The sequence below is a fragment of the Microbacterium sulfonylureivorans genome (assembly GCF_003999995.1).
GTDB classification, from domain to species: domain Bacteria; phylum Actinomycetota; class Actinomycetes; order Actinomycetales; family Microbacteriaceae; genus Microbacterium; species Microbacterium sulfonylureivorans.
This window is the reverse complement of sequence record NZ_RJAD01000001.1, coordinates 1,982,837-2,005,292: the sequence shown is the minus strand read 5'-3', so window position 1 is coordinate 2,005,292 and position 22,456 is coordinate 1,982,837. Positions and strand designations below refer to the sequence as shown.

The window sequence follows — 22,456 nt, the reverse complement described above, 5'->3', positions numbered from 1 at the left end:
GCCAATTAGACGATTCGAGCGCAAAGATAACCTGTGTATCCTACCCGGCAATCCGTTTGCTCGAGCGCGGGGTCTGAGCAGCTACCGTCCGTTGCGTCATCGCCCGGCGGCTCAGGCGGGATTACGCTCTCCCACTGGGATCTCGCAGCCCCCACGCGCGGGTCGGCAGCACACGCGGGGCGATTCCAAACCTACGCACCAGGGCTGTGTTGTCGCACCAGTTCCTGCTGTCCTCGCCGTCCACCTCCACCCATGCCCCGTCCGGGATGTCGAGCGAACGCAGCAGACTCCGGGTCGGGATCGGCTGACCTGCGCCTACGTTCAGCAGGTGGTAGCCCGGTTCGGGGTCATCCATCGCCGCTAGGATGACGTTCACCAGGTCCTCCTGGTGGATGTAGTCCCGCACGTAGGAGTCTGGGCGAATGAGCGTCGCCGGACGCGCAGAATCTGCCGCCAGAAGGCGTTGGACGAGAGACGTCGGAAAGTCGGGCCCCGCGACGTTGAAAATGCGGAGCGTGGTTACCGAAAGCCCCGGGATCCCGAAGGTCATAGCGCGTAGAGCATCCTCGGACGACAACTTCGACAGGGCGTATGGCGACGTACCCAGCGCCGGCGACTCTTCAGTCAGGGCATCCGCGGAACGATCCCCGTACACCGCACCCGTAGATGCGAAAATGACGGCGTGAGGAAGCTTGGTGCGAATCAGTCGGTCGAGTGACCCATCCATTCGCGCGCCGCTCTCAAGAGCGTCGTCGCGATGGACTGCGGCGGCAAGGTGAACAATGACGTCGACTTCACCGTCTCCAACCGCGGCGATGACACCATCGGCGTCAGTCAGGTCGGCCAACAGATCATCCGGATGTTCGATTGCGCGCCGCGAAAGGGAGAGCGTACGAATGCCGCGCGCCCGCAAGGCCGCGACGACGAGTCGACCTAGCCGCCCCGCGCCGCCGGTCACCAGCACGGTCGACGCGGGGAGCGAGTTCAAGGGTGCAGCTCCGTCTTCGGGGGTGCGACGGCGAAACCCATCGCGATGAGGGCGCGACGGGCACCATCGTCATCGAGCGCGCCGTCACGTGCCGCAGTCACGACTTCACGGATCTCGGCGACGGGGACATCCAACTCATCCTCGGCTTTGATGATGAAGACCTTGCTGTTAGCTGTGCTGGTCGCGAGGTCAGGGTTGTAGGTCAGCTCCTCGTATAGCTTTTCGCCCGGGCGGAGCTGCGTCACCTCGATCTTCACGTGCGGAGCCGTGGCCTTGACCAGGCTCTCGGCCAGTTCCATGATGCGCACCGGATCGCCCATGTCCAGAACGCAGATGTCGCCGTTCTCACCCAAGTGCGTCGACTGGATGATCAGCTGGGCAGCCTCGTCGATCGTCATGAAGTACCGGGTCACATCGCGATGAGTGACAGTGAGCGGTCCACCCGCCTCGATTTGACGCCTGAACGTTTCCATCACCGACCCGTTGCTCTGCAACACGTTCCCGAACCGCACAGCAGTCAACTTCGTCTGCCCTGAAGCCCCGGCGAGATCGCGGAGAAGGAGCTCGCCGAGACGTTTGGACGCGCCCATGACGTTGGCGGGTCGCACGGCCTTGTCCGTTGACACGTAGACGGCGTGACTCGCTCCGACGGCGATCGCCTGAGCTAGGACGATCTCGGCGCCGAGCGCGTTGTTCGCGAGGGCCTCCGTCGGGTTGTCCTCATTCATCGGGACGTGTTTGTAGGCGGCCGCGTGGAAGACCAAATCGGGGCGGTGTTCGGCGAAGATCCGCTCGACTCTTCTGCGGTTCTTCACATCCCCGACCACGATCCGCAGCCGGCTGTCACCCAGCCGATTGGCGAGGTGGAACAACCCGTTCTCCCACCAGTCGAAGGCGGTTACGGACTCCGCTCCGAGCTGCAAGAGATGTTCCGTCAGACGCGAACCGATCGAGCCCGCGGCACCCGTCACAAGCGCACGTCGCCCGGAAACCAGTGCCTCCACCTCGAGCAGGTCGTGCTTCACCGGCCGGCGTCCGACCAGCTGGAGGACATCGACATCGGTGAGATCGCCAATGCCCACCGTCTCGGTGCTGATGGTCTTGTATGTTCGCGGAAGCATCGACAGACGGAGGTCGGATTCGAAACCCGCGATGAACTCGCGCAATCGTCCAGCCTCGATCGTGGGAATAGCGAAGTAGATGGTGTCCACGTGGTTGTCGTGGACCACCTGGTTGACATCGGAGAGCCTGCCGAGGACATCAGGCGAGCTGGGGTTGTCGTCGAGGAATCCGACGACATTGTGGCCCTTCGCGCGGGCGTCGTCGGCGATACCCTGCCCAGCGACGCCGTGCCCGACCACGAGAATCCGCTGCGCGTCGATCGTAGGGGCTTCGTCGTCAGTCACTTGTCGATCCTAACGGAGCGCCCGAGGCGGGCAGAGCCCCGCTGAAGAGCGGCGTCGGTCTCTCGCCCTGCGCTCGAAGCACCGTGTGCGCAATGCTTGCGGCTCCAGCTGATCGCAACCCGGCACCGCGTCCTCGTCTGCCACGCGGACGAGTTGTCCCGGGGGCGGCCAGGTATGCTGGCTCGATGCTCTGGCGGCGACACGCGCCGCGGCGACTCGCCGACGGGTGCGGGCAATCCCGAGCAGTGCACCTGGGGCGGCGTCCGCCGAACGCCCGATTCATGAAAGCAGACCGTGGAAGGCACGTTGCCGGATTCAAGCCCGCGCCGGTCACTGATCACGGTGACCTTCAACAGTCGGGAAGCGCTGATGCGTTTCTGGCGCGACCGAGACGACGACGCTCAGACCGAGTGGATCGTGGTCGACAACTGCTCCAGCGATGACAGCGCGGCGCTCGCGGAGACGCTGGGGGCACGCGTCATAAGACTGCCGAAGAACGTCGGCTTCTCCGCTGCCAACAACATCGGCCTCGCGTCGGCGCGCGGAGACTTCATCGGATTCGTGAATCCGGACGTAGGGATCGACAAGGCCACGATCGATCGCCTCGAAGGCATCGCCCGCGAGACGGGCGCCGTCGTGGGCCCGCAGCTCCTCGACCCCGACGGGACGATCCAGCCCAACGGACGGGGCTACCCGTTGCTGACGGCCAAGATCCGAAATCGTCTGCGTGGGGACGACCACCGATACCTCCTGACCTCTGATGGCGCGGATCCTTATCCCGTCGTCTGGCTGATGGGCGCCGCGGTCTTCGGCACCCGCGCGACCATCGACCGGATCGGAGGCTGGGACTCGCGCTTCTTCATCTATTACGAAGACTCCGACATCGGGCTGCGCGCTTGGCAGGCGGGGGTGCCCGTCCTTCTCGCACCCGCGGCGACCGCTACCCACGGTTGGGCGCGCGAGACGTCGGGAAAGTTCCGCTGGATGCCCTGGCTCAGGGAGATCGCGTCGATGACGAAGTTCTACAGCCGGTACCCGGAGATGATCTGGTCCCACCGTGTCGCCAGTCGCGCTCACCCCGCCATCACCCGGGCCGTCTACCCCGGCTGAGTGGCCGGCTCCCGCTCGAAGGTGGAGGGATGCGGAAAACGTGCGTCCAGCAGGGCGTGCAGGCCTTCCCGCACACCGTCCGCGTCGGCCGCAGGTCCGTCATTCAGACAGACGAACATCGACGCGCTCGATCGCAGGTGTGCTTCGACAGCATCCAAGGACGCGGCGTTCACCTCGAAGAATCGGCCGTAGGCGTCGGGTGAGACCGGGCTGAAGTCACCGGTGCAGAGCTGCCAGTAGCGGTACAGGAAGGGACTGACGTCGCTGAGCGATCGCACCCGAGATCTTGTCGTCATGTCGATCAGCTCGGGAAGCCTACGTCGAACCTCTTCGAATGTCTCGGTGCGCAGAACCATCGGAACGTGCGGCTCGAAGAACCCCGTGAACGATCCCCACGGAAGCAGCGCGATGTTGCGGATCAGATAGCGTCCGTAGCGCGGGCTGAACCACTTCGCGGGTCGAGACCGCATCACACGGCGTTTGTCGAAGACGGCGTTCACGGCGCCCACCGCGTTGAGCACCCAGTGCGACCAGTCGTTGGAGGCAGTGAGGGCGTTCTGAACGGCGAATCCCGCCGGGCGACCCCTCGGGACGATGTCGCGGGCGGTCGTCTCCCGCAGGACGAGCATGTCGTCGTTGAAGTACACGAAGGTGGGGGCAAGATCCGGGATCCTGTCCAGGTTCACCTCCACAGCCATGGAATTGAACGAAGGCGACGCATCCGCTGGGAGGATCACACGCTGGTCGACCACCGAGAGGCGCGGATGGTCCTCAACCAGCCAGTGCGGAGCCTGGCCTGGCGTCACGAGATGAACTCGCCGTGCCCACGGGCAGTACTGTTCGATGCTCCGGAGGAGGTAGCGGAGCGTATCCCACTCGTTGTTCGCGCCGGTGTACCGCGTCTCTCCCGAGACCCCCGTCGCGGCGGCGCGAGCGGCCTGCCAAGCGGGATCGCCGACGTCGACCCACAAGATCACGACGTCAATAGGATCGACGGCGTCCATCGAGCCTCCGCTTCAACGTCCCGGTGTAGTCGCTGATCGACGAGAACCACATCACGCCCAGAGTATGACGCACCCGCTCCCGGATGCCGACCGCGGAGGCCGCTCTGGCGACACTGATGCGGCGCCTCACCAACCGGATGGACTTTCGGTCCATCTCCGATCGGTGCACCTCGATGAAGTGCTCCAAGCCGAGGGCCCGGCGCTCTGATGCCGACGAGAGGTGACCGGCTCCCCTGCCTTCGAGATACACGAGGCGCTCCCGCGCGGCGACGATACGAGTGCCGGCCGCGCGCGCACGGACGAAGAAGTCCACATCGTTCATCACCCACATAGCCGGATCGAATCCGTCGATGCGATCGAACGCTCTCCTGGTCACGACGATGTTCGATCCGGTCATCCCCGGACGGAAGGTCGAGAAGCTCGGCTCGCTGGGAGTCATGAACGGTCGCCGCTCCTCGTCGATGACGATCCAGTTCGGCGTCACCACCATCTCGGCGTTCTCGGCGCGCAGGGTGGTCATGGCTTGCGCCAGGTATTCGGCATCCCACCAGTCGTCGTCGTCGAGGAACGCGAGAACGTCGCCTCGCGAGACTCGGGCTCCGGTGTTCCTCGCGGCCGATGCCCCGTGGGCGTCCGGCGGCGTTCGCGCCAGCAGGAGTGACGGGCCGAATTCTTCCTCGAGCTCGGCCATGATCGCGCGGGTATCAGCATCATCCGCGTCGTCAACGACGATCACCTCGCTCGGCGCGAGACTCTGCGCGAAGGCGGCGCGCACGGCCCGCGGCAGGAGATCCGCGCGCTTGTAGGTGGGAATCACCACCGATATCAGCGGGCGCACCTCCACGCCGCCATCGGCGTCAGCCGGCTGCGCCACTACCCAGCACCTGCCACGCGGTCAAACTCGTCCTCCAGTTCGGCGGTGCACGCGCGGATGTCGAACTCGTCGACAACTCGGCGCCGGCCCGCGTCTCCCATCCGGCTGCGAAGCTCGGCGTCGCCGAGCAGCCGAGCGATGGCGTCGGCAAGCCCTACGGTATCCCCCTCGGGAACGAGGACTCCGGTGACTCCGTCAACGACGGCCTCGCCCACACCGCCGTGGTCGTACGCGATCACCGGGCGTCCCGCCCGCGCCGCCTCGAGGAAGACCATTCCGAATCCTTCCGCGTCGCCGTCGGGAGCTGTGCGAGAGGGTGCCACGAAGAGAAGGGAGCTCCGCATCGCCGCCTCCACCTCGTCGGGGCTTCGCGCGCCGACGAACGTCGCGTTCACACCCCGCGCCCGCGCTTCAGCCTCGAGCTGTTCCCGCAGCTTGCCGTCACCGATGATCGTGACCGACGGAGGAGGAATCCGGCGACCGGCCAGCTCGACCGCTGTCAGAAGATCGCTGACCCCCTTCTTCGCGACGAGTCGCCCCGCGAAGAGGATGTCTCGCTGAGGCTCTGTCGCCTCGGGTGACGACGCGGTCGGAACGCCGATTCGCAGCACCGTCACCTTGTGGGCGGGAACGGCATAGCCGGTGCATACCTGTCGCGCGATGAAGTGCGACACGGCTATCACGCTGGTCGCGTAGCGCAGCGCGGCCGTCAGTCGCCGTGCGTAGGCGCGTCCCTCGCGGTCACCCGTCCCCGACCGCAGGTCGGTCCGCGTCACGTCGTTGCCATGGACCGTCACGATGAGAGGGATTCCCAGGCGCCGCGCGGTGCGCGCGATACTGACCGCCCCCATGCCGAAGTGGGCATGGATGAGGGTGACTCCGCGCCTCTTCAGCAGACGGTCGAGCCGTGGAGACCAGCCCGACAGCGAGAAGAGCCGCCGTTCGACGCGTCCGAGGAACGATTCGTCGAAGAGCACGACGTCGGTGTCTCGCCGGATCGGTGACTCGATGCTGCGAACACCTGCCAGAACGGGTTCCCAACGCGTCATCGCGTCGACCTGGTTCCGGATGAACGTCTCTGAGCCCGGCAGCACGAGGTCACGCCACACCATCACGCGCCTCGCCGCCGTGGGCGGAGCAGCACTGCGCCGAAATCTCATGCAGTCGGCCCGTCGGAACGATTCCGACGCCACACGCGGCCCATCGGGTAGCCCGCCATCTTCGCCAGATCACCGGTGATCACGATCACCGGCGCCAGCAGCACGGCACGGACCAGTTCGCCTCGGGTGAACCGGGCACGCCGGGCGAGCACGCGCTGCTCCGGGCGGATCATGTAGACGGCGAAGCCCCCGCAGCCGACGAGAAACAGCACCGGCAGCTTGGTTATCAAGAGCAGCGATGCCAGCGCATACGAGTAGGCGACGTATCGTGCGACATGTCGTCGTGGAAACAGACCGGCCTTCCCGTCGCCTCTGGCATACCGGAAGTACTGCTTCGCGAACGCGCGGAGGTTCGGCCGTCCGATCCATCCCACGATCGCCTTCGGCTGGAACTCGAAGCGCGCGCCGGAATCGCGCAGCGCGAAGTCGAAGACCAGGTCCTCGCAATAATCGAGCCACTCCGGATAGCCGCCCGCTCGCATCCAGGCATCGCGGCTGAACAGCACGGATCTGCTGGACGGCATGAAGCTCTCGGGACGGATCTCGGCCGCAGTCGGGGTGATCGTCGCCGCGATGGCCCGCTGCGCGAACGTGCCGCCCGCGGGCTCGAAGAATCCACTGACCACGTCGGGCGGATCGGCGCGGGAGAGGGGCTCTGTGATCTGCTCGAGCCAGTCGCCGCGGAGTTCGGTCCCGGCGTCCGTGACGGCGATCCATCCCATGGGCGTCGCCGCGATCGCCGCATTGCGACCGGCGGCGATGCCCGCGCCGGGTTCGACGATGACACGGACCCTGCAGCCGCACGTCGGCCGCCACGCCTGCATCTCGGCGACGGTTCGGTCCGTGGAGCCGCCGTCGACGACGACGATCTCCTGCGGGTGGACGGTCTGGCGGCTCAGGCCATCCAGAAACGCGTGGATGGTCGACTCTTCGTTCCGGACCGTGGCGACAAGCGCCACGCCTTCGTGAACGCGGTGCCCGCTCATCTGGCTCCGCGCGTCCGGTTGCTCGATCATCTCCCGACCATCCTAGGCAACGGGGCGGAACCGCATCGACGACGGAACCCCCCAGGCCGAAGCCTGGGGGGTTCCGTGTCAGCGTTCTGAAGTGGCGATTACTTCAGGATCTTCGTGACCGTGCCGGCGCCGACGGTGCGGCCACCCTCACGGATCGCGTAGCCGAGGCCCTCTTCCATGGCGATGGGCTGGATCAGCTCAACGGTCATGTCGGTGGTGTCGCCGGGCATGACCATCTCGGTGCCCTCGGGCAGCGAGATGACGCCGGTGACGTCCGTGGTGCGGAAGTAGAACTGCGGGCGGTAGTTCGTGAAGAACGGGTTGTGACGGCCGCCCTCCTCCTTGGACAGGATGTACGCCGTGCCCTCGAAGTTGGTGTGCGGGGTGACCGAACCGGGCTTCACGACGACCTGGCCGCGCTCGACGTCGTCACGCTTGGTGCCGCGGAGGAGCAGACCACAGTTCTCGCCGGCCCAGGCCTCGTCGAGCTGCTTGTGGAACATCTCGATGCCGGTGACGATCGTCTTCTGCGTCGGGCGCAGACCCACGATCTCGACCTCGGAGTTGATCGCGAGGGTACCGCGCTCGGCGCGGCCCGTGACGACCGTGCCACGGCCGGTGATGGTGAAGACGTCCTCGATGGGCATGAGGAACGGCTTGTCCTTGTCACGCACCGGGTCGGGGATCGACTCGTCGACGGCGTCCATGAGCTCGACGATCTTCTCGACCCACTCGGCGTCGCCCTCGAGCGCCTTGAGGCCCGAGACGCGGACGACGGGGGCGTTGTCGCCGTCGAAGTCCTGCGACGAAAGCAGTTCGCGAACCTCGAGCTCGACGAGCTCCAGGATCTCCTCGTCGTCGACCATGTCGCTCTTGTTCAGCGCGACCAGCAGGTAGGGAACGCCGACCTGCTTGGCGAGCAGCACGTGCTCACGCGTCTGAGCCATCGGGCCGTCGGTGGCGGCGACCACGAGGATCGCGCCGTCCATCTGGGCAGCACCGGTGATCATGTTCTTGATGTAGTCGGCGTGACCCGGGGCGTCGACGTGCGCGTAGTGGCGCTTCGGCGTCTCGTACTCGACGTGCGAGATGTTGATCGTGATGCCGCGCTGGCGCTCCTCGGGAGCGGAGTCGATCGACGCGAAGTCGCGCTGCACGTTGGTGGCCGACGGGTACTTGTCGGCGAGCACCTTCGAGATCGCTGCGGTGAGCGTGGTCTTGCCGTGGTCGACGTGACCGATCGTTCCGATGTTCACGTGCGGCTTGGTGCGCTCGAACTTGGCCTTAGCCACTGGGTCCTCCTCAGGACGTTCGTGTAGTGATTGCCGGACGCTGGTGTGCGCCGGATCTCTACGGGGATTTCTCTAGCTTAGTAGAGAGGTTTCTGTTGAATCTGTGTGAAGTTGTGCCCCCGGGATGCTCGTCGCCGAGGCATCCCGGGGGAAAAGGGCTACTCGCCCTTGGTCTTCTGGACGATCTCGTCCATGACGTTGCGCGGGACCTCGGCGTAGCTGTCGAACTCCATGGAGTAGACGGCGCGGCCGGAGGTCTTCGAGCGGAGGTCGCCGATGTAGCCGAACATCTCGGACAGCGGAACCAGCGCGCGCACGACCTTGACGCCCTGAGCATCCTCCATGGACTGGATCTGCCCACGACGCGAGTTCAGGTCGCCGATGACGTCGCCCATGTACTCCTCGGGCGTACGCACCTCGACGGACATGAGCGGCTCGAGGATGACCGGGTTCGCGCGGCGGACGGCCTCCTTGAAGCCCATCGAGCCGGCGATCTTGAACGCCATCTCGGACGAGTCGACGTCGTGCGAGGCGCCGTCGAGGAGGATCGCCTTCACGCCCACCATGGGGTAGCCGGCGAGCACGCCGACGTTCATGGCGTCCTGGAAGCCCTGGTCGGTCGGGCTGATGTACTCGCGCGGGATGCGGCCACCGGTGACCTTGTTCTCGAACTCGTACGTCTTGTCGGCCGTGACCTCGAGGGGCTCGATCGTGAACTGGATCTTCGCGAACTGACCCGAGCCACCCGTCTGCTTCTTGTGGGTGTAGTCGTGCTTCTCGACCGACTTCTTGATCGTCTCGCGGTACGCGACCTGGGGCTTGCCGACGTTCGCCTCGACCTTGAACTCCCGCTTCATGCGGTCGACCAGGATGTCGAGGTGCAGCTCGCCCATGCCCTTGATGACGGTCTGACCGGTGTCGGAGTTCTGCTCGACGCGGAACGTCGGGTCCTCCTCTGCGAGCTTCTGGATCGCGAGACCCAGCTTCTCCTGGTCGGCCTTGGTCTTGGGCTCAATCGCGACCTCGATGACCGGCTCGGGGAACGTCATCGACTCGAGAACGACCTGGTTCTGCGAATCGCAGAGCGTGTCGCCCGTGGTCGTGTCCTTGAGTCCGATGACCGCGTAGATGTGACCGGCGGTGACCGCGGGGACCGGGTTCTCCTTGTTGGCGTACATCTGGAAGATCTTCCCGATGCGCTCCTTCTTGGACTTCGTCGAGTTGACGATCTGCGCGCCGGAATCCAGGTGACCGGAGTACACGCGGATGTAGGTGAGGCGACCGAAGAAGGGGTGCGTCACGATCTTGAACGCCAGCGCCGTGAAGGGCTCCTCGCGGTCGGAGTGGCGCAGGATGACGGTCTCTTCGTTCTTCGGGTCGTGGGCCTCGATGGCCGGCACGTCGAGCGGCGACGGGAGGTAGTCCACGACCGCGTCGAGCATCGGCTGCACGCCGCGGTTCTTGAACGCCGAGCCGCAGAGCACGGGGTAGATCTCCGAGTTGACGGTCAGCTTGCGGATCGCAGCCTTGATTTCAGCGACCGTGAGCTCCTCGCCACCGAAGTGCTTCTCGAGAAGCTCTTCGTCGGTCTCGGCAACCGTCTCGAGGAGGATCTCGCGGTACTCCGCGACCTTGTCGGCCATGTCGGCCGGGATCTCCTGGATGTCGTACTTGGCGCCCATGGTGACATCACCCTTGGCGTCGCCCGCCCACACCAGTGCGCGCATCTCCACGAGGTCGACGACGCCGATGAAGTCGTTCTCGACGCCGATCGGCAGCTGGATGACGAGGGGCTTGGCCTTGAGCTTGTTGATGATCGTGTCGACCGTGAAGTAGAAGTCGGCGCCGAGCTTGTCCATCTTGTTGACGAAGCAGATGCGCGGGACTTCATACTTGTCGGCCTGACGCCAGACGGTCTCGGACTGGGGCTCGACGCCCTCCTTGCCGTCGAAGACGGCGACGGCGCCGTCGAGGACGCGGAGCGAGCGCTCCACCTCGACCGTGAAGTCGACGTGACCGGGGGTGTCGATGATGTTGATCTGGTTCTTGTCCCAGAAGCACGTGACGGCGGCCGACGTGATCGTGATGCCGCGCTCCTGCTCCTGCTCCATCCAGTCGGTGGTCGACGCGCCATCGTGCGTCTCACCGATCTTGTGATTGGTGCCCGTGTAATACAGGATGCGCTCGGTCGTCGTCGTCTTGCCGGCATCGATGTGCGCCATGATGCCGATGTTGCGGACCTTGGTCAGGTCGGTGAGCACTTCTTGTGCCACGGGGTTCTTCCTTACTTTGGAAATCCAGTCGATCGTTCGTGACGATCAGGCGGGTGGGGCGGCCGGATCGAGGGGATGCCTCGACCCGGCCGCCGCGCTGGTTACCAGCGGTAGTGCGCGAAGGCGCGGTTCGACTCGGCCATCTTGTGGGTGTCTTCGCGGCGCTTGACCGCGGCACCCAGGCCGTTCGAGGCATCCAGGATCTCGTTCTGGAGGCGCTCGGTCATCGTCTTCTCACGACGACCCTTGGCGTAGCTCACGAGCCAGCGCAGGGCGAGCGTGTTGGCACGGTGAGGCTTGACCTCGACCGGCACCTGGTAGGTCGAGCCACCGACGCGGCGGCTCTTGACCTCGAGGGTCGGGCGCACGTTGTCGAGCGCCTTCTTGAGCGTGGCGACGGCGTCCTGGCCGTTCTTCGCCTCGACACCCTTGAGGGCCGTGTACACGATCGACTCGGCGAGCGACTTCTTGCCGTCGACGAGGATCTTGTTCACGAGCTGGCTGACGATCGGTGCGCCGTAGACCGGGTCGTTGACGACGGGGCGCTTCGGGGCGGGTCCCTTACGAGGCATGTTCCTTAACCCTTCTTCGCGCCGTAGCGGCTGCGAGCCTGCTTACGGTTCTTGACGGCCTGCGTGTCGAGCGCGCCACGGACGATCTTGTAACGGACACCCGGAAGGTCTTTCACACGGCCGCCGCGGACGAGCACGAGCGAGTGCTCCTGCAGGTTGTGGCCTTCGCCGGGGATGTACGCGGTGACCTCGGTGCCGTTGCGGAGCTTGACACGGGCGACCTTGCGCATCGCCGAGTTCGGCTTCTTGGGCGTGGTCGTGTACACACGGGTGCAGACACCCGCCTGCTGCGGGTTCGCCTTGAGCGCCGGCGCCTTGGTCTTCGAGACCTTGGGCGAGCGACCCTTGCGAACCAACTGCTGAATGGTTGGCACGTTCTCTCCTTGTTGTTGCTGCACGGTGACAGCATTCGTGTCTCCCCCGCAGCATCCGGATCTTGCGATTCGTGACGCGGCGGGCTCACATTCATCCACCGGCGAGGCATGATGGTGCCGCGCGGTTGTGTGGTGGATATGCCGTGGGGGTGACCTGTTCGCAGGCCGTTCCCTGAGATGCGGCGCTCGCAGACCGCCTCCGCGCCGAGGCACGGCGGACGGCGCGCGCGAACGCACACCCGGTCAATGATACGCGGGATGCCGGGGGCCGGTCAAACGCGGGCGGTCCGACGCTCGACGCCCTCAGCGAACGGGCTGGATCCGGGTCACCCGCGGGCGACGGGAGCGGGGCGCCAGCGCATGGTCCCCATGATGACGTCACCGAGCACCACGAGCGTCTCGGCCGCGGCGGCGGCCTCCTCGCTCGGCGCGACCAGCACCGAGAAGTGGAACAGCAGCGCCCTGCGGGGCGACTCCTCGGGGACCGGTACCAGGAAGTACGCGTCGCGCGACGCCATCGTCGTCTCGGAGTCCGCCACTCGGCCGTCACGCCGCCACACCCACATCCGGGTCTCGGTGAAGTCGGCGAGCTCCGCTCCGCGCCCCTGCGCGAGCCGGCCGATCGCCTCGTCCCACGTCGTCCCCGACGGGAGGACGAACGGCGAGACCTGCAGCACCGCCGGCGCCGGCGACTCCCCGTCGACCGTCGGCGGCAGGTAGACCTCGAAGACCTTGGACTCCATCGCGGCCCGGCGGTACTGGGCAAGCATGCCGCGCATCTGGAGGACGAGGTCGGCCCGCCCGGCGGCCTTCATCTGCGCGAGGCTCGAACGCGTCGCGTCGCCGTCCCACAGGTCGGCGGGAGCGACACGTCGCCACCCCGGGGGCAGGAGGATCGTGTACGGAGTCGGAACCGCAGCGCCGGCGCCGAGCTCATCGCGCAGCGAGCTCATGTCGCGAGGCTCTTCCACGCGGCCTGGGGCCCGCGCGTCGCGGCGGCCGCGGCATCCGCCTCGGTCAGCACCTTGCGCTCCTGCAGGCGGTCGAGCGCCGCGCTGTACGCAGTCTGCACGGCATCGCGCTCCTGAGGTGTGAGGACGCCGTCGACGTCGCGCCACCAGTGCGACATGTCAGGATCGCCGGCGTGCGCATCGACGGTCGTCTCGGCCGCCGCGTCCGCCTTCCGCGCCCGCAGCCAGAGCGGCACGGTCCCGGCGGCGGCGGCGAGCATCATGAGGATGCCGATGATCACGGGGGCGGGGTCGTCGACCTCGTCCCACCGGAGCAGGACGATCGACGCGGCGAGGAGCGTCCACACGATGCCGTACACGAGGTACAGGCGCGGCGGAGCGTTGTGCCCCGCGAAGAAGGCGCTGCTGCGGCGGTAGGGCTCGAGCCAGACGAAGAGTCCGAGCGTGGCGAGCGCGCACAGCCCCGCGGGGATCATCCCCGCGTTGAGCGACAGCGCGCTGGAACCGCCGCGCGGCGACAGCGCGACGAGACCCGGCACCAGCAGGCCGAGCACGACGGCGACGACGAAGAACACCTCGTGCACGCGGGTCGCCTGGCGCGCGCCGGCCGCGGGCGCGCCCGACGTGCGCGGCGCGTCGCCGCGGCGGACGGTGTCGTGACTGCGCTGCATGTCGGGGACCGCGGCGAACAGTGCGATGCGGGACGCCTCGCCCACCGCTCCCTCGCGGGTGCCGCCGGCGCGCAGCCACAGGTCGACGCGCTTGCGCGCCTCGCGGACAGGATCAGACATCTCCGACCTCCGATGCGATGTCGAGAGCGGCGAAGAGCGCGTCACCGTCGTCGAGACGTGCCCGCAGCTGCGCGACGTCATGGTCGCCGCTGACCGCATAGGCGACCCAGGTTCCGCTGATGCCCAGCCATTCGGCCTGGGGGAACAGCACCGGCTCGGCCTCTTCGCCGGGCAGCACCGCGTTGAGCGTCAGACGGCGCACGGCGGACGTGAAGCCGGGCGCCGCGAGCGGCTCGACGACCGGGTCGACCAGCGTGAATCCCGGCTCGGGGAGGAGATCGGCCGCCGCGGTGCCGTCGGCGTCGCGCTGCTGGACGAACAGGTCGATCATGCCCGTGGGGTCGCCGTCGACGGGGTAGTGCCAGAAGCGCGCCGTGACGTGCGCCGCGGGGAAACGGGCTGTCTCCAGCGCCTCCGCGCGGATCGCCTCCGCGATCTCGGCGCCCCCCTCGCGACCGCGGGTCGCGGACTCGGCGACCCACTGCGCCCACTCGGCGGCGTCCGCCCACGGGGTGCCGTCGTAGTCGAGCGGGACGTGGATCCACGCGTCCGGGTCATAGGGGACGCTCAGCGGGGTGGAAGGCACGACCGGCTCCGTTTCGAGTGGGACCGGGCCATGCTACCTGTCGCCCGTGCTGAGCTCGACGACGGCGTCGACCACGTCGGTCGCCCCCGGGATGTCGACGGCCAGCTGGACGACCTGGTAGTTGCCGTTCGCGAAGTTCCAGACGTTCACGCCCTGTGCGACAGCCCCGGGCATGCCGTTCTGCGCCATCCAGTTGAGCGCGCGGTGCGAGGCGCGCCCTGCGCCGGGCCACTCCGAGGCCATCCGCGACGACATCGTCTGAGCCATCCCGCCCCAGCGGTCGCCGCCGGTGCGGAGCGCGTTCAGCGCGTTGCGCCCCCACGCGCCCTCGACGCCGCGGAGGAAGTCGTCGGCGAGGCCCGGGGCGCGCAGCTCGCGGGCGGCGCGGTTGCCGACGTTGCGGCCGGCGCCCGTGATCGAGCGAAGGTCGAGCGCGACCGCGTTACGACCCGTGCGCAGGGTGGCGCTGGTCGCGCCGCCCATGCCGGACGCGACGCGGAGGGAGGCCATGACACCGCGGCCGGCCATCGCGCCCTTCGCGAACGATCCGAGGAAGGGCGCGACGGCGATCAGGTCGATGACGATGTCGCCCCATGAGACCCGCTTGGACCCGGCCGCCATCATCGTCAGGTGGGCGGCGAGGGTCACCACCGCCGCGATCGTGGCGATCACGAGGAAGATGGGGCCGCCGATCACGATGGCGAGGACGATCGCGATCGCTCCGATGACGGTCATCGCATCGGCGATGCCGTCGAGGAGGTCCTCCCACCAGGAGTCGTTGACGCCCGAGGCGTCGATCGCGTCGCCGACGCCCTCGACCGCGGCGTCGTACGCCTCCTCCCACGCGCCGTAGCCGCTCTCGAACGACTCCCACAGCGAGGTGAGGGTGCTGTTGGCGCTGTTCGCGGCGCGTCGCGCGTCGGAGAGGGCGGATGCCGCGGCCGCGCGGTCCTCGTCGGTGGGGTCGTCCTCCCAGATCCATGTGGTGTCGAGATCGTCGACCTTGCCCTGCGCGTCGTCGAGCGACTCCCCCGCCGTCTCGGCCGCTTCGTGAGCCGAGCGGATCCGCTCGACGTACGGGTCGACGGCGACGTTCCGCGCGGTGCGCAGCGCCCCGGCGTACGTGACGAGCACGGGCCCGGTCTGCACGTACCGCACGGCTGCCTTGCGCAGCTCGCCGTGCAGCTCGCCGGCCGATTCGCGCACCTTGTCGAGGCTGTCCGCCTTGTACTTGGTGTCGTCGGCGAGCTTCTTCAGCTCGTCCGCCGTCCAGTCCATCTGCTCGCCGATCGCGCTGTAGTGGAGTCCGGCCGCCTCGATGTCGTCGGGGTTCCCGTCGAGCTCCTGCAGCACGAAGTGGCGGTTCGGAGAGGTCAGTCCGCCGTTGTAGCCGTAGCCGTAGGTCATGAGCCGTCGCCTGCCATCTTCGTGTCGGTCTCCGAGAAGCCGTCCACGATCGCCTTGATGTGCTCGTGGACGTTCTTGAGGGACTCGAGGATCACCTCGCGGTTGCCGTTCCAGCCCTCTTCGAAGTCGTTGACCTTGGAGCGCAGGCGGCTGTCGCCCGCGGGCCGGCCGACGGCGCCCTCGACGTCGTCGGTCGTGTCGTCGATGTTCTCGAACTCGGTGACGAAGGTCCCGAGATTCGTGCTCATCACCCGCAGGTCATCCAGATTCAGATCGACGTCCGGCTCAGCCACGTGCGCGCGCTCCTCGTGTCAGTGGGGTGAGGACGAGCCCGGTCCGCCGCGGTGACGCGGTCGGCCGGGCTCGTCAGGTCAGTTGCCGGCGAGTGCCTGGTCGGTGTCCTTGATCGCCTGCTGCATCTTGCGCAGCGACTCGCCCATGTCGGAGATGCCCTCGATGGCCTTCTCCAGACCGGTCGTCAGCTCGGTGTAGCCCTCGCCGAACTTGCCCGACGCGTGCTGCGTCTTGAAGTCGTCGCCCAGCAGACGGTCCACATCGCTCTTCAGACGGCGAAGGACATCGCCGATCTCCTCACGACCGCTGTCGAGCTTGCCCGACATCGCTTCCATCTCGCCGTAAGAAGCCTTGAAGTCCGCCATGGTCATTCCCTTCGTCGGTGGAGCCGGAACCCGCCCGGCACCACCACGCTAACCGCACCCGCCGGATCCGCCCATGGGGAGGATTCCCCATGCCGCTACTCCGCGACGAGCGGGAGCTGCACCGTGACGATCTGGCCGTTCTCGACGAACAGCCCTCGGCCGGCGGGGAACTCATGGCGCTGCACCTTGGGGAAGGGAACCTTGAACAGCGAGTCTCCGTCGTAGGTCTCCGGGCGCAGGGCGATGCCGTGGCGACCCGCCTTGAGCTCGCCGATCAGGCCGTACCCGCTGCTGAGCTGGGAGACGTCGCCGTCTGCGACGAGGAAGTGATCGCTGCGGTTGATGGCCTGGAACAGCTCCTTGAGGGGCCGCTCGGCATCGGTGTCGCCGAACTCGGTGATGTTCTCGACGACCACCACGATGCGCTTCGAGACCGACTCGTCGATGACGATGTCCTTGAGTTCCTTCGCGAGCGTGCGCACGTCCTCGAGGGCCGAGACCGCGCGGCGCCAGGATCGGAAGTCCCGGAGCGCGGCGCGGCGCCCGCCCACATGGAAGAGCTCGACCTCGGGATCGAACCGCTCGATCGACGACACGATCGCCCGCAGGGCGGTCGTCTTCCCGCTCTGCGGCGGACCCGCCACGACGAAGGTGCCCACGGGCTCGAACGCCTTGGGCCCGAGGGTGTCGTCGCCGATGCCGAGGACCGGGAGCTCCCCGGCCCGCGCGGGCAGCTCGGACGCGGCGAGCTCGGTCGGCAGCGATCCGATGTTCTTCGCCTCGACCGCGCCGGCCGCGCGGAGCGTCGCCGCGAAGGCCTCCGCCGCCGCGTTCTGCTCGGCGACGTTCGTGGTGCCGCCGATGACGGCGACCTGCGTCTCGAGTCCGTCGACGATCGCACGACCGGGCGCGCTCCGCTCGTTGAGCACGTCCTTGGCGACGCCCAGGATGGAATACGCGCCTTCGTCCGACATCCGCAGCACGATGCGCTTGGTCACGTTCGCGCTCACCGCCGTCGGCACGGCGCCGTAGCGGTCGGCGGTCGCGACGACGTGGACGCCGAGCGGGCGCCCCTCGCCGAGCAGGCGCATGAAGATGCCGTAGAACGCCGCGCGAGTCGACGACGTCTCCCAGTCCTGCTTGAAGACGCCGAATCCGTCCAGCAGCACGAAGATGCGGGGTTCGGAGTCGTCGCCGGAGATCTGGCGGTACTCGGCGAGCGTCGCGGCGTTGACGTCGGAGTACCGCTTCGCCCGGTCGTCGAGCACGCCGCGCAGGGTGCGGAAGAGGCGCTGCACGCGTTCCACATCGTCGCCGGACACCACCGAGCCCACGTGGGGCATCGACTCGAGCGACCGGAGCGCGCCGGTGCCGAAGTCGATGCCGTAGACGGCGACGCGTCCGAGATCGGGTCGCGCGCCGGCCGCGATGCCGATCGTGCGCAGCGCGGCGCTCTTGCCCGCGCCGCTCGTCCCGTAGACGAGCATGTGGCCGTCGGTGTCGGGCTGGAAGTACACCGCCTCCTGCAGCTGGCGCTGTGGGATGTCGGCCAGGCCGATCGGAATGCGGGCGTCGCCGTCGAGCGGCAGGTCGCGCAGGTCGATCGTCGAGGCGAGGTCGTCGAGCCAGGGGCGGCGTGGGGCGGGGATGCCGGCATCCGACGACGCGCGCACGAGGTTGGCGACGAGCCGCTTCTGGTCGTTGGGACCCAGATCCTCGTCGTGGGTGTCGGAGTCGCTGTCGCCCTCCGCCTCCCACAGCGTCACGGAGCCGAAGCGGAGCTCGGCGACCCGCACCTGCGCGCGGTCGGGCTCCTCCGCGGTCCAGCCTCCGGCGTACCCCGACTGGAACGGCACCAGGCGTCCCGGCCCGGTCTTCGCGATTCCGCGGCCCGGGATCGACGGATCGAAGGTGGACGCCACCGCGTCGCCCACGACGTCGTTCGAGTCCGCGGCATCCGCCATCCGCAGGGCCACGCGCAGGTTCGTGTTGGCGCGCAGGTTGTCCTTGATGACGCCGGCGGGGCGCTGGGTCGCCATGATCAGGTGGATGCCGAGCGAGCGGCCGCGCTGGGCGATGTCGACGACCCCGTCGACGAACTCGGGCACCTCGGTCGCGAGGGCGGCGAACTCGTCGATGACGAGCACCAGCGCCGGCGGGGTCTCGGGGTCCTGCCGCTTCTCGAGCTCGAGGAGATCCTTCGCCTTCTTGCGGTTGAACAGGTGCTCGCGGTGGTGCAGCTCCGCCCGGAGGCTCGTCAGCGCGCGGCGGACGAGGTGGGGACTGAGGTCGGTCACGAGCCCCACGGTGTGCGGGAGCTCGACGCAGTCGGCGAACGCGGAGCCGCCCTTGTAGTCGACGAACAGGAACGTGACGCGGTCGGGGCTGTACTCCGCCGCCATGCCGAGCACCCACGCCTGCAGGAACTCCGACTTGCCCGATCCGGTCGTGCCGCCCACGAGCGCGTGCGGGCCCTGTGTGCGCAGGTCGAGCGACATCGCGTCGGGACTCCCCTGACCGACGTACGCCTTGAGCGTGCCCGCGCGCTTGAGGCGCGGCCGGGGCCCGCGGGCCCGGTCGATGATCGAGTTGTTCTGCCGCCAGCGCTCGATCGCCGCCGTCGGCTCGGCGGCCATGTCGGTGCCGATCAGGCGGAGGAGCGAGACGCTCGCAGGCAGGTCGGACGAGTCGGCGGCGACGGAGCTGGAGTCGACCACGGGCGCGAGACGCTTGGCGAAGATCTCGGCGTACTCGCGCGAGACGCCCTCGATGGCGACGCTCTGCGCGCGGTCGCCGGCACGGACCCACCCGACCATCGCGTCGTCGAGCCCGTTCGTGACGTCGATGAAGGTGCGGCACGACGCCGGGAGGGACTCCACCGTGGGCGCCACGAAGATCGTGTACACGCCGGCATCCGGTCCGCGCTCGATCACCTGGGTGAGTCGGGGACGGTCGATCGGGGCGTCGTGGGTCACGAACAGGACGAGCGACACGTCGCCCGCGGCCGAGCCGCCGCCGGTCTGCTCGCCGACGAACTTGCCCAGCGACATCGAGACGTCCTTGGCCGCGAGCGGCCCGCGGTGCGTCGCCGAGCCGGACAGCCGCTCCAGGATGGCCTCCTCGAGGCCGTTCAGCAGGGCCGTGCCGGCCGACTGGCTGTCGGCGAGCGCCATCTCGGCGAACGGCGATCGCGGACTCGTGGTGTGCGGCAGCCACTTCATCCACTCCATGTCGCCGGTCCAGCCCGGATCGACGATGGCGGCCGTGACGACCTCGTTGGGGGCGTGCAGGCCGAACAGCTGCACGCCGAGCCCGCGCACGACGTCCGCGGCGAGCTCGCGCGGCCCGGCGATGCCGATCGCGCCGGCCGACGGGAGCAGCTCGATGACCGGGACGTCGTCGATGCGCGCGAAGCGGTCGCGCAGCTGGCGCACCTGCTGCGAGTACTGGGCGATGCCGCGCTGGTCGTTGGCCTCCTGCACGGTGTTGCGGCTGTGCCCCGAGCCGACACCCAGCCGGAGTCCGAGGAAGTTCCAGTGCTCCGGCCTGCGCGTCCACAGCATCGGCCCGAGCGCCATCGCGTTCTCGTAGACCGTCGCGGTGGCGGGGGCCTCAGCCCGCCGCCGCTCGCGCTCGACCGTCTCCTCGACCTGGAGCTGGTCCTCGAGCTCCTCGAGCTGCGTCTCGAACGTCTCGATCTCGAGCTGCAGCTTCTTGCCCTGCTGGGTGCGCTGCCCGATGAAGTTGCCGAGCATCATGAGCGGCGCCATCGCGACGATGAGCAGCGACGTCGGGCGCTGCGTGACGGCGAACATCGCGAGACCGAGGAGTACCGGGGCCATGATCATCGGCCACGGGAAGATGCGCGGGTCCGCCTCGTTGGGGATGATCGGATGCCGGAACTCCTGGCCCGCGTAGCGGTCCTCGACGCGCGGCGAGCGGTTGAACATGAGCGCACCGCCGCGCTCGAGCACGAGGGAGGCGTCGCCGCCGACGCGCGGGACCGCCGAGAACGACACCTCGGTCGCGCCGATCGTGATCTTCTGGCCGAGGACGACGCGCACGCGCTGCACGAGGCCGCCGTCGACGATCAGGCCGTTCGCGGAGTTGAGGTCGATCAGCTCGATGCCCTGGTCGACCTCGACGCGGGCATGGCGCTTGGAGACCAGCGGGTCGTCGAGGAGCACCTGCGCCGGAGCGACCCGGCCGATCACGGTCGTCCCCGCCGGGAGCGGGATGGTGCGACCGGCATCGGGGCCGCTGTGGATGCGCATGACCGCGGCGGTGACCGCCCCGCCGGCGCCGGCGCTCGGCACGGCGGGGACGACGGAGGCGTCGAAGCCCGATCCGATCGGCGCGTCCGCGATCGACGCGGACGGGTCGAGCTGCACCGGCCGGCCCGCCGGCGACGCGACCAGCAGCGTCGGGACGTCGCTCGCGTTCACCCCGCCCTCGGCGGCCAGCGCGTCGCCTTCGGCAAGGGCGCGCGCGACATCCTGCACGCTCGCCGTCGAGTCGGCGGTGACGAGCACGTCGACGGTCGAGCCGGCGCCGCGGCGCAGACCCAGCTTCAGCTTCACGAATCAGCACCTCTCGGAACAAGCTCGAACGTCCTGCCCCCGACCTGCACGGTCCACCCCACGGGCACGCGCATCCGCTCGCCGGCAGCGACGTCGACGACGTCTCCACCGGGCGAGAGAAGCTGCGTGCCGTTGCGTGATCCTCGGTCCGAGACCCACACGCCCTCCGCGTCCTGCCCGAACGCGGCGTGCGTCTTCGACATCAGCCGCTCGGGGTCGTCGAGGCGGACCACCGCGTCGACGCTCTCCCCGGCGACGGGGCCGGGGTCACGGCCGATGAGCCCGAGCACGGGCACGCGGACGACCGAGCCGTCGTCGAAGCGGACCATCGCCTGGGCCCGGCGGAGCCCGGCCGGCGGAACGGCGCCGGCCGCCTGGACGACCTCGGCAGGAGCCGGCACGGGGGCCGGTGCGGCCAGGGGCGCCGAGGCGGGCGCGGGCGCGTGAGGCCGCTGCGCGGGTGCGTGAGGCCGCGCAGCGTCGGTGGACGGCGCGGCGGGCGCGGGCGGCGCGAAGGGGGTCGGAGACGCCGGGCCGGGCTCCGCGCGGCCCGTGTCGGGGGTGAGCCCGGGCAGGCCCGTCGACGCAGGAGACGCGGCATCCGCTCCGGGGACCCCGTCGATCAGCCCGCCATCGTCCGCGGACGCCGCGAGCGACCACTGCGCCCCGGTTCCGCCCGGTCCGACGACCCCGGCGCGCGATCGCGCGTCGGGGATGCGCAGCGCGCTCTCGACGGCGGCGCCGCTGGCCATCGAGGGGAGGTCCTCGTCGGCGCCCGGACGGCCGCGCATCGCGCGACGCGCATGGCGGAGCGCCTTGGCGTCGAAGGGGTCGAGTCCGGCGCGGGCGTCGATGACCCAGCATCCGCCCACCCGATCCAGGATGCTGCGTCCCCGAGCCTGCGGATCCCACAACGCCGAGGCGAACAGCACAGCCGGCCCGACGACGACGAGCACGAGGAAGCTCGCCGAGAGCACGAGGGCGCGCAGCACGACCCGCCAGAAGCCGGGGCGACCCAGGTCGGCGGCGGCGATCGAGCGCAGCCGCAGAGCGGCCTTGCCGACGGTCACCCCGCGCCGCCCGTGCGCGATCAGCTGGAACACTGCGAACAGGGTCGTGAGGAGCCAGCCGAGCCCGATGAGGACCACGGGAACGATCGTCGTGTCGCCGAGCACGAGCATCGCGGCGCCGAGCATGAGGGGCGCCGCGAGCACGAGCCAGATCGTGGCGTCGATCGCGAAGGCGAGCGAACGGTATCCCGCGCCGGCGGAGACGATCCCGAGCCGGGCCGCCGAGGCGGGATCCGCGTCGTTCCAGGGCGCCGCGTCGTCACCGGCGAGCAGGGCGGAGGGAGCAGGGTCGGTCATCGTCATCCTCAGGTCACCGGACGCCG

At 68.5% G+C, this 22,456-nt stretch carries 19 protein-coding genes; 1 reads left to right on the top strand and 18 read right to left on the bottom strand.

Features of this window, described 5'->3' with window-relative positions; all coding sequences use genetic code 11:
* Positions 1 to 121: 121 nt before the first annotated feature.
* Positions 122 to 988 (bottom strand): NAD-dependent epimerase/dehydratase family protein, encoded by an 867-nt coding sequence (locus EER34_RS08765; protein WP_127474091.1) that lies wholly within the window; start codon positions 986 to 988, stop codon positions 122 to 124.
* Positions 985 to 2,394, bottom strand: coding sequence for a polysaccharide biosynthesis protein (locus EER34_RS08760; protein ID WP_127474090.1), 1,410 nt, complete (start codon positions 2,392 to 2,394; stop codon positions 985 to 987). The genes EER34_RS08765 and EER34_RS08760 overlap by 4 nt, the downstream gene beginning before the upstream one ends.
* 294 nt (positions 2,395 to 2,688) lie before the next feature.
* Here EER34_RS08760 and EER34_RS08755 point away from each other — a divergent pair, with 294 nt between their 5' ends.
* Positions 2,689 to 3,504 carry a glycosyltransferase family 2 protein gene (locus EER34_RS08755; RefSeq protein WP_338067940.1) on the top strand — a complete coding sequence of 272 codons (816 nt, stop codon included), beginning with the start codon at positions 2,689 to 2,691 and terminating at the stop codon, positions 3,502 to 3,504.
* On the opposite strand, the gene EER34_RS08750 is transcribed toward EER34_RS08755, so the two are convergent.
* The 16 genes from EER34_RS08750 to EER34_RS17840 form a co-directional block, all read right to left on the bottom strand.
* Entirely contained in the window at positions 3,492 to 4,508 is a 1,017-nt protein-coding gene (locus EER34_RS08750; protein WP_127474088.1) for a Stealth CR1 domain-containing protein, read from the bottom strand. The genes EER34_RS08755 and EER34_RS08750 overlap by 13 nt on opposite strands.
* The gene (locus EER34_RS08745; RefSeq protein ID WP_127474087.1) at positions 4,486 to 5,382 is read right to left on the bottom strand and encodes a glycosyltransferase family 2 protein; all 897 of its coding nucleotides are present in this window, start codon (positions 5,380 to 5,382) and stop codon (positions 4,486 to 4,488) included. The genes EER34_RS08750 and EER34_RS08745 overlap by 23 nt, the downstream gene beginning before the upstream one ends.
* Positions 5,382 to 6,494 carry a glycosyltransferase gene (locus EER34_RS08740; protein ID WP_164743511.1) on the bottom strand — a complete coding sequence of 371 codons (1,113 nt, stop codon included), beginning with the start codon at positions 6,492 to 6,494 and terminating at the stop codon, positions 5,382 to 5,384. Before EER34_RS08740 ends, EER34_RS08745 begins: the two co-directional genes overlap by 1 nt.
* A gap of 44 nt (positions 6,495 to 6,538) precedes the next feature.
* On the bottom strand, positions 6,539 to 7,558 hold the full coding sequence (locus tag EER34_RS08735; RefSeq protein WP_127474085.1) for a glycosyltransferase: 1,020 nt from the start codon (positions 7,556 to 7,558) through the stop codon (positions 6,539 to 6,541).
* Between the two features lie 98 nt (positions 7,559 to 7,656).
* Positions 7,657 to 8,850 (bottom strand): elongation factor Tu, encoded by a 1,194-nt coding sequence (gene tuf, locus EER34_RS08730; RefSeq protein WP_127474084.1) that lies wholly within the window; start codon positions 8,848 to 8,850, stop codon positions 7,657 to 7,659.
* A gap of 158 nt (positions 8,851 to 9,008) precedes the next feature.
* Positions 9,009 to 11,123, bottom strand: a complete 2,115-nt coding sequence (gene fusA, locus EER34_RS08725) for an elongation factor G (RefSeq protein ID WP_127474083.1) — start codon at positions 11,121 to 11,123, stop codon at positions 9,009 to 9,011.
* A gap of 101 nt (positions 11,124 to 11,224) precedes the next feature.
* Entirely contained in the window at positions 11,225 to 11,695 is a 471-nt protein-coding gene (gene rpsG / locus EER34_RS08720; RefSeq protein WP_056117669.1) for a 30S ribosomal protein S7, read from the bottom strand.
* A gap of 5 nt (positions 11,696 to 11,700) precedes the next feature.
* Positions 11,701 to 12,069 carry a 30S ribosomal protein S12 gene (gene rpsL, locus EER34_RS08715; RefSeq protein ID WP_018171438.1) on the bottom strand — a complete coding sequence of 123 codons (369 nt, stop codon included), beginning with the start codon at positions 12,067 to 12,069 and terminating at the stop codon, positions 11,701 to 11,703.
* Positions 12,070 to 12,395: 326 nt separating this feature from the next.
* Positions 12,396 to 13,022, bottom strand: a complete 627-nt coding sequence (locus EER34_RS08710) for a hypothetical protein (protein WP_127474082.1) — start codon at positions 13,020 to 13,022, stop codon at positions 12,396 to 12,398.
* Positions 13,019 to 13,831, bottom strand: coding sequence for a hypothetical protein (locus EER34_RS17475; RefSeq protein ID WP_164743510.1), 813 nt, complete (start codon positions 13,829 to 13,831; stop codon positions 13,019 to 13,021). The genes EER34_RS08710 and EER34_RS17475 overlap by 4 nt, the downstream gene beginning before the upstream one ends.
* Positions 13,824 to 14,417, bottom strand: a complete 594-nt coding sequence (locus tag EER34_RS08700; RefSeq protein ID WP_127474081.1) for a hypothetical protein — start codon at positions 14,415 to 14,417, stop codon at positions 13,824 to 13,826. Before EER34_RS08700 ends, EER34_RS17475 begins: the two co-directional genes overlap by 8 nt.
* 33 nt (positions 14,418 to 14,450) lie before the next feature.
* A complete protein-coding gene (locus EER34_RS17470; RefSeq protein WP_164743509.1) occupies positions 14,451 to 15,824 on the bottom strand; it encodes a hypothetical protein in 1,374 nt (457 codons plus the stop codon).
* A complete protein-coding gene (locus EER34_RS08695) occupies positions 15,821 to 16,117 on the bottom strand; it encodes a flagellar protein FlgN (protein WP_127474080.1) in 297 nt (98 codons plus the stop codon). The genes EER34_RS17470 and EER34_RS08695 overlap by 4 nt, the downstream gene beginning before the upstream one ends.
* A gap of 78 nt (positions 16,118 to 16,195) precedes the next feature.
* On the bottom strand, positions 16,196 to 16,483 hold the full coding sequence (locus tag EER34_RS08690; protein WP_127473386.1) for a WXG100 family type VII secretion target: 288 nt from the start codon (positions 16,481 to 16,483) through the stop codon (positions 16,196 to 16,198).
* Positions 16,484 to 16,578: 95 nt separating this feature from the next.
* Positions 16,579 to 21,063: an FtsK/SpoIIIE domain-containing protein gene (locus tag EER34_RS08685; RefSeq protein WP_127474079.1), complete on the bottom strand. Its 4,485-nt coding sequence runs from the start codon at positions 21,061 to 21,063 to the stop codon at positions 16,579 to 16,581.
* Positions 21,060 to 22,430 carry an RDD family protein gene (locus EER34_RS17840; protein WP_164743508.1) on the bottom strand — a complete coding sequence of 457 codons (1,371 nt, stop codon included), beginning with the start codon at positions 22,428 to 22,430 and terminating at the stop codon, positions 21,060 to 21,062. Before EER34_RS17840 ends, EER34_RS08685 begins: the two co-directional genes overlap by 4 nt.
* Positions 22,431 to 22,456 lie beyond the last annotated feature (26 nt).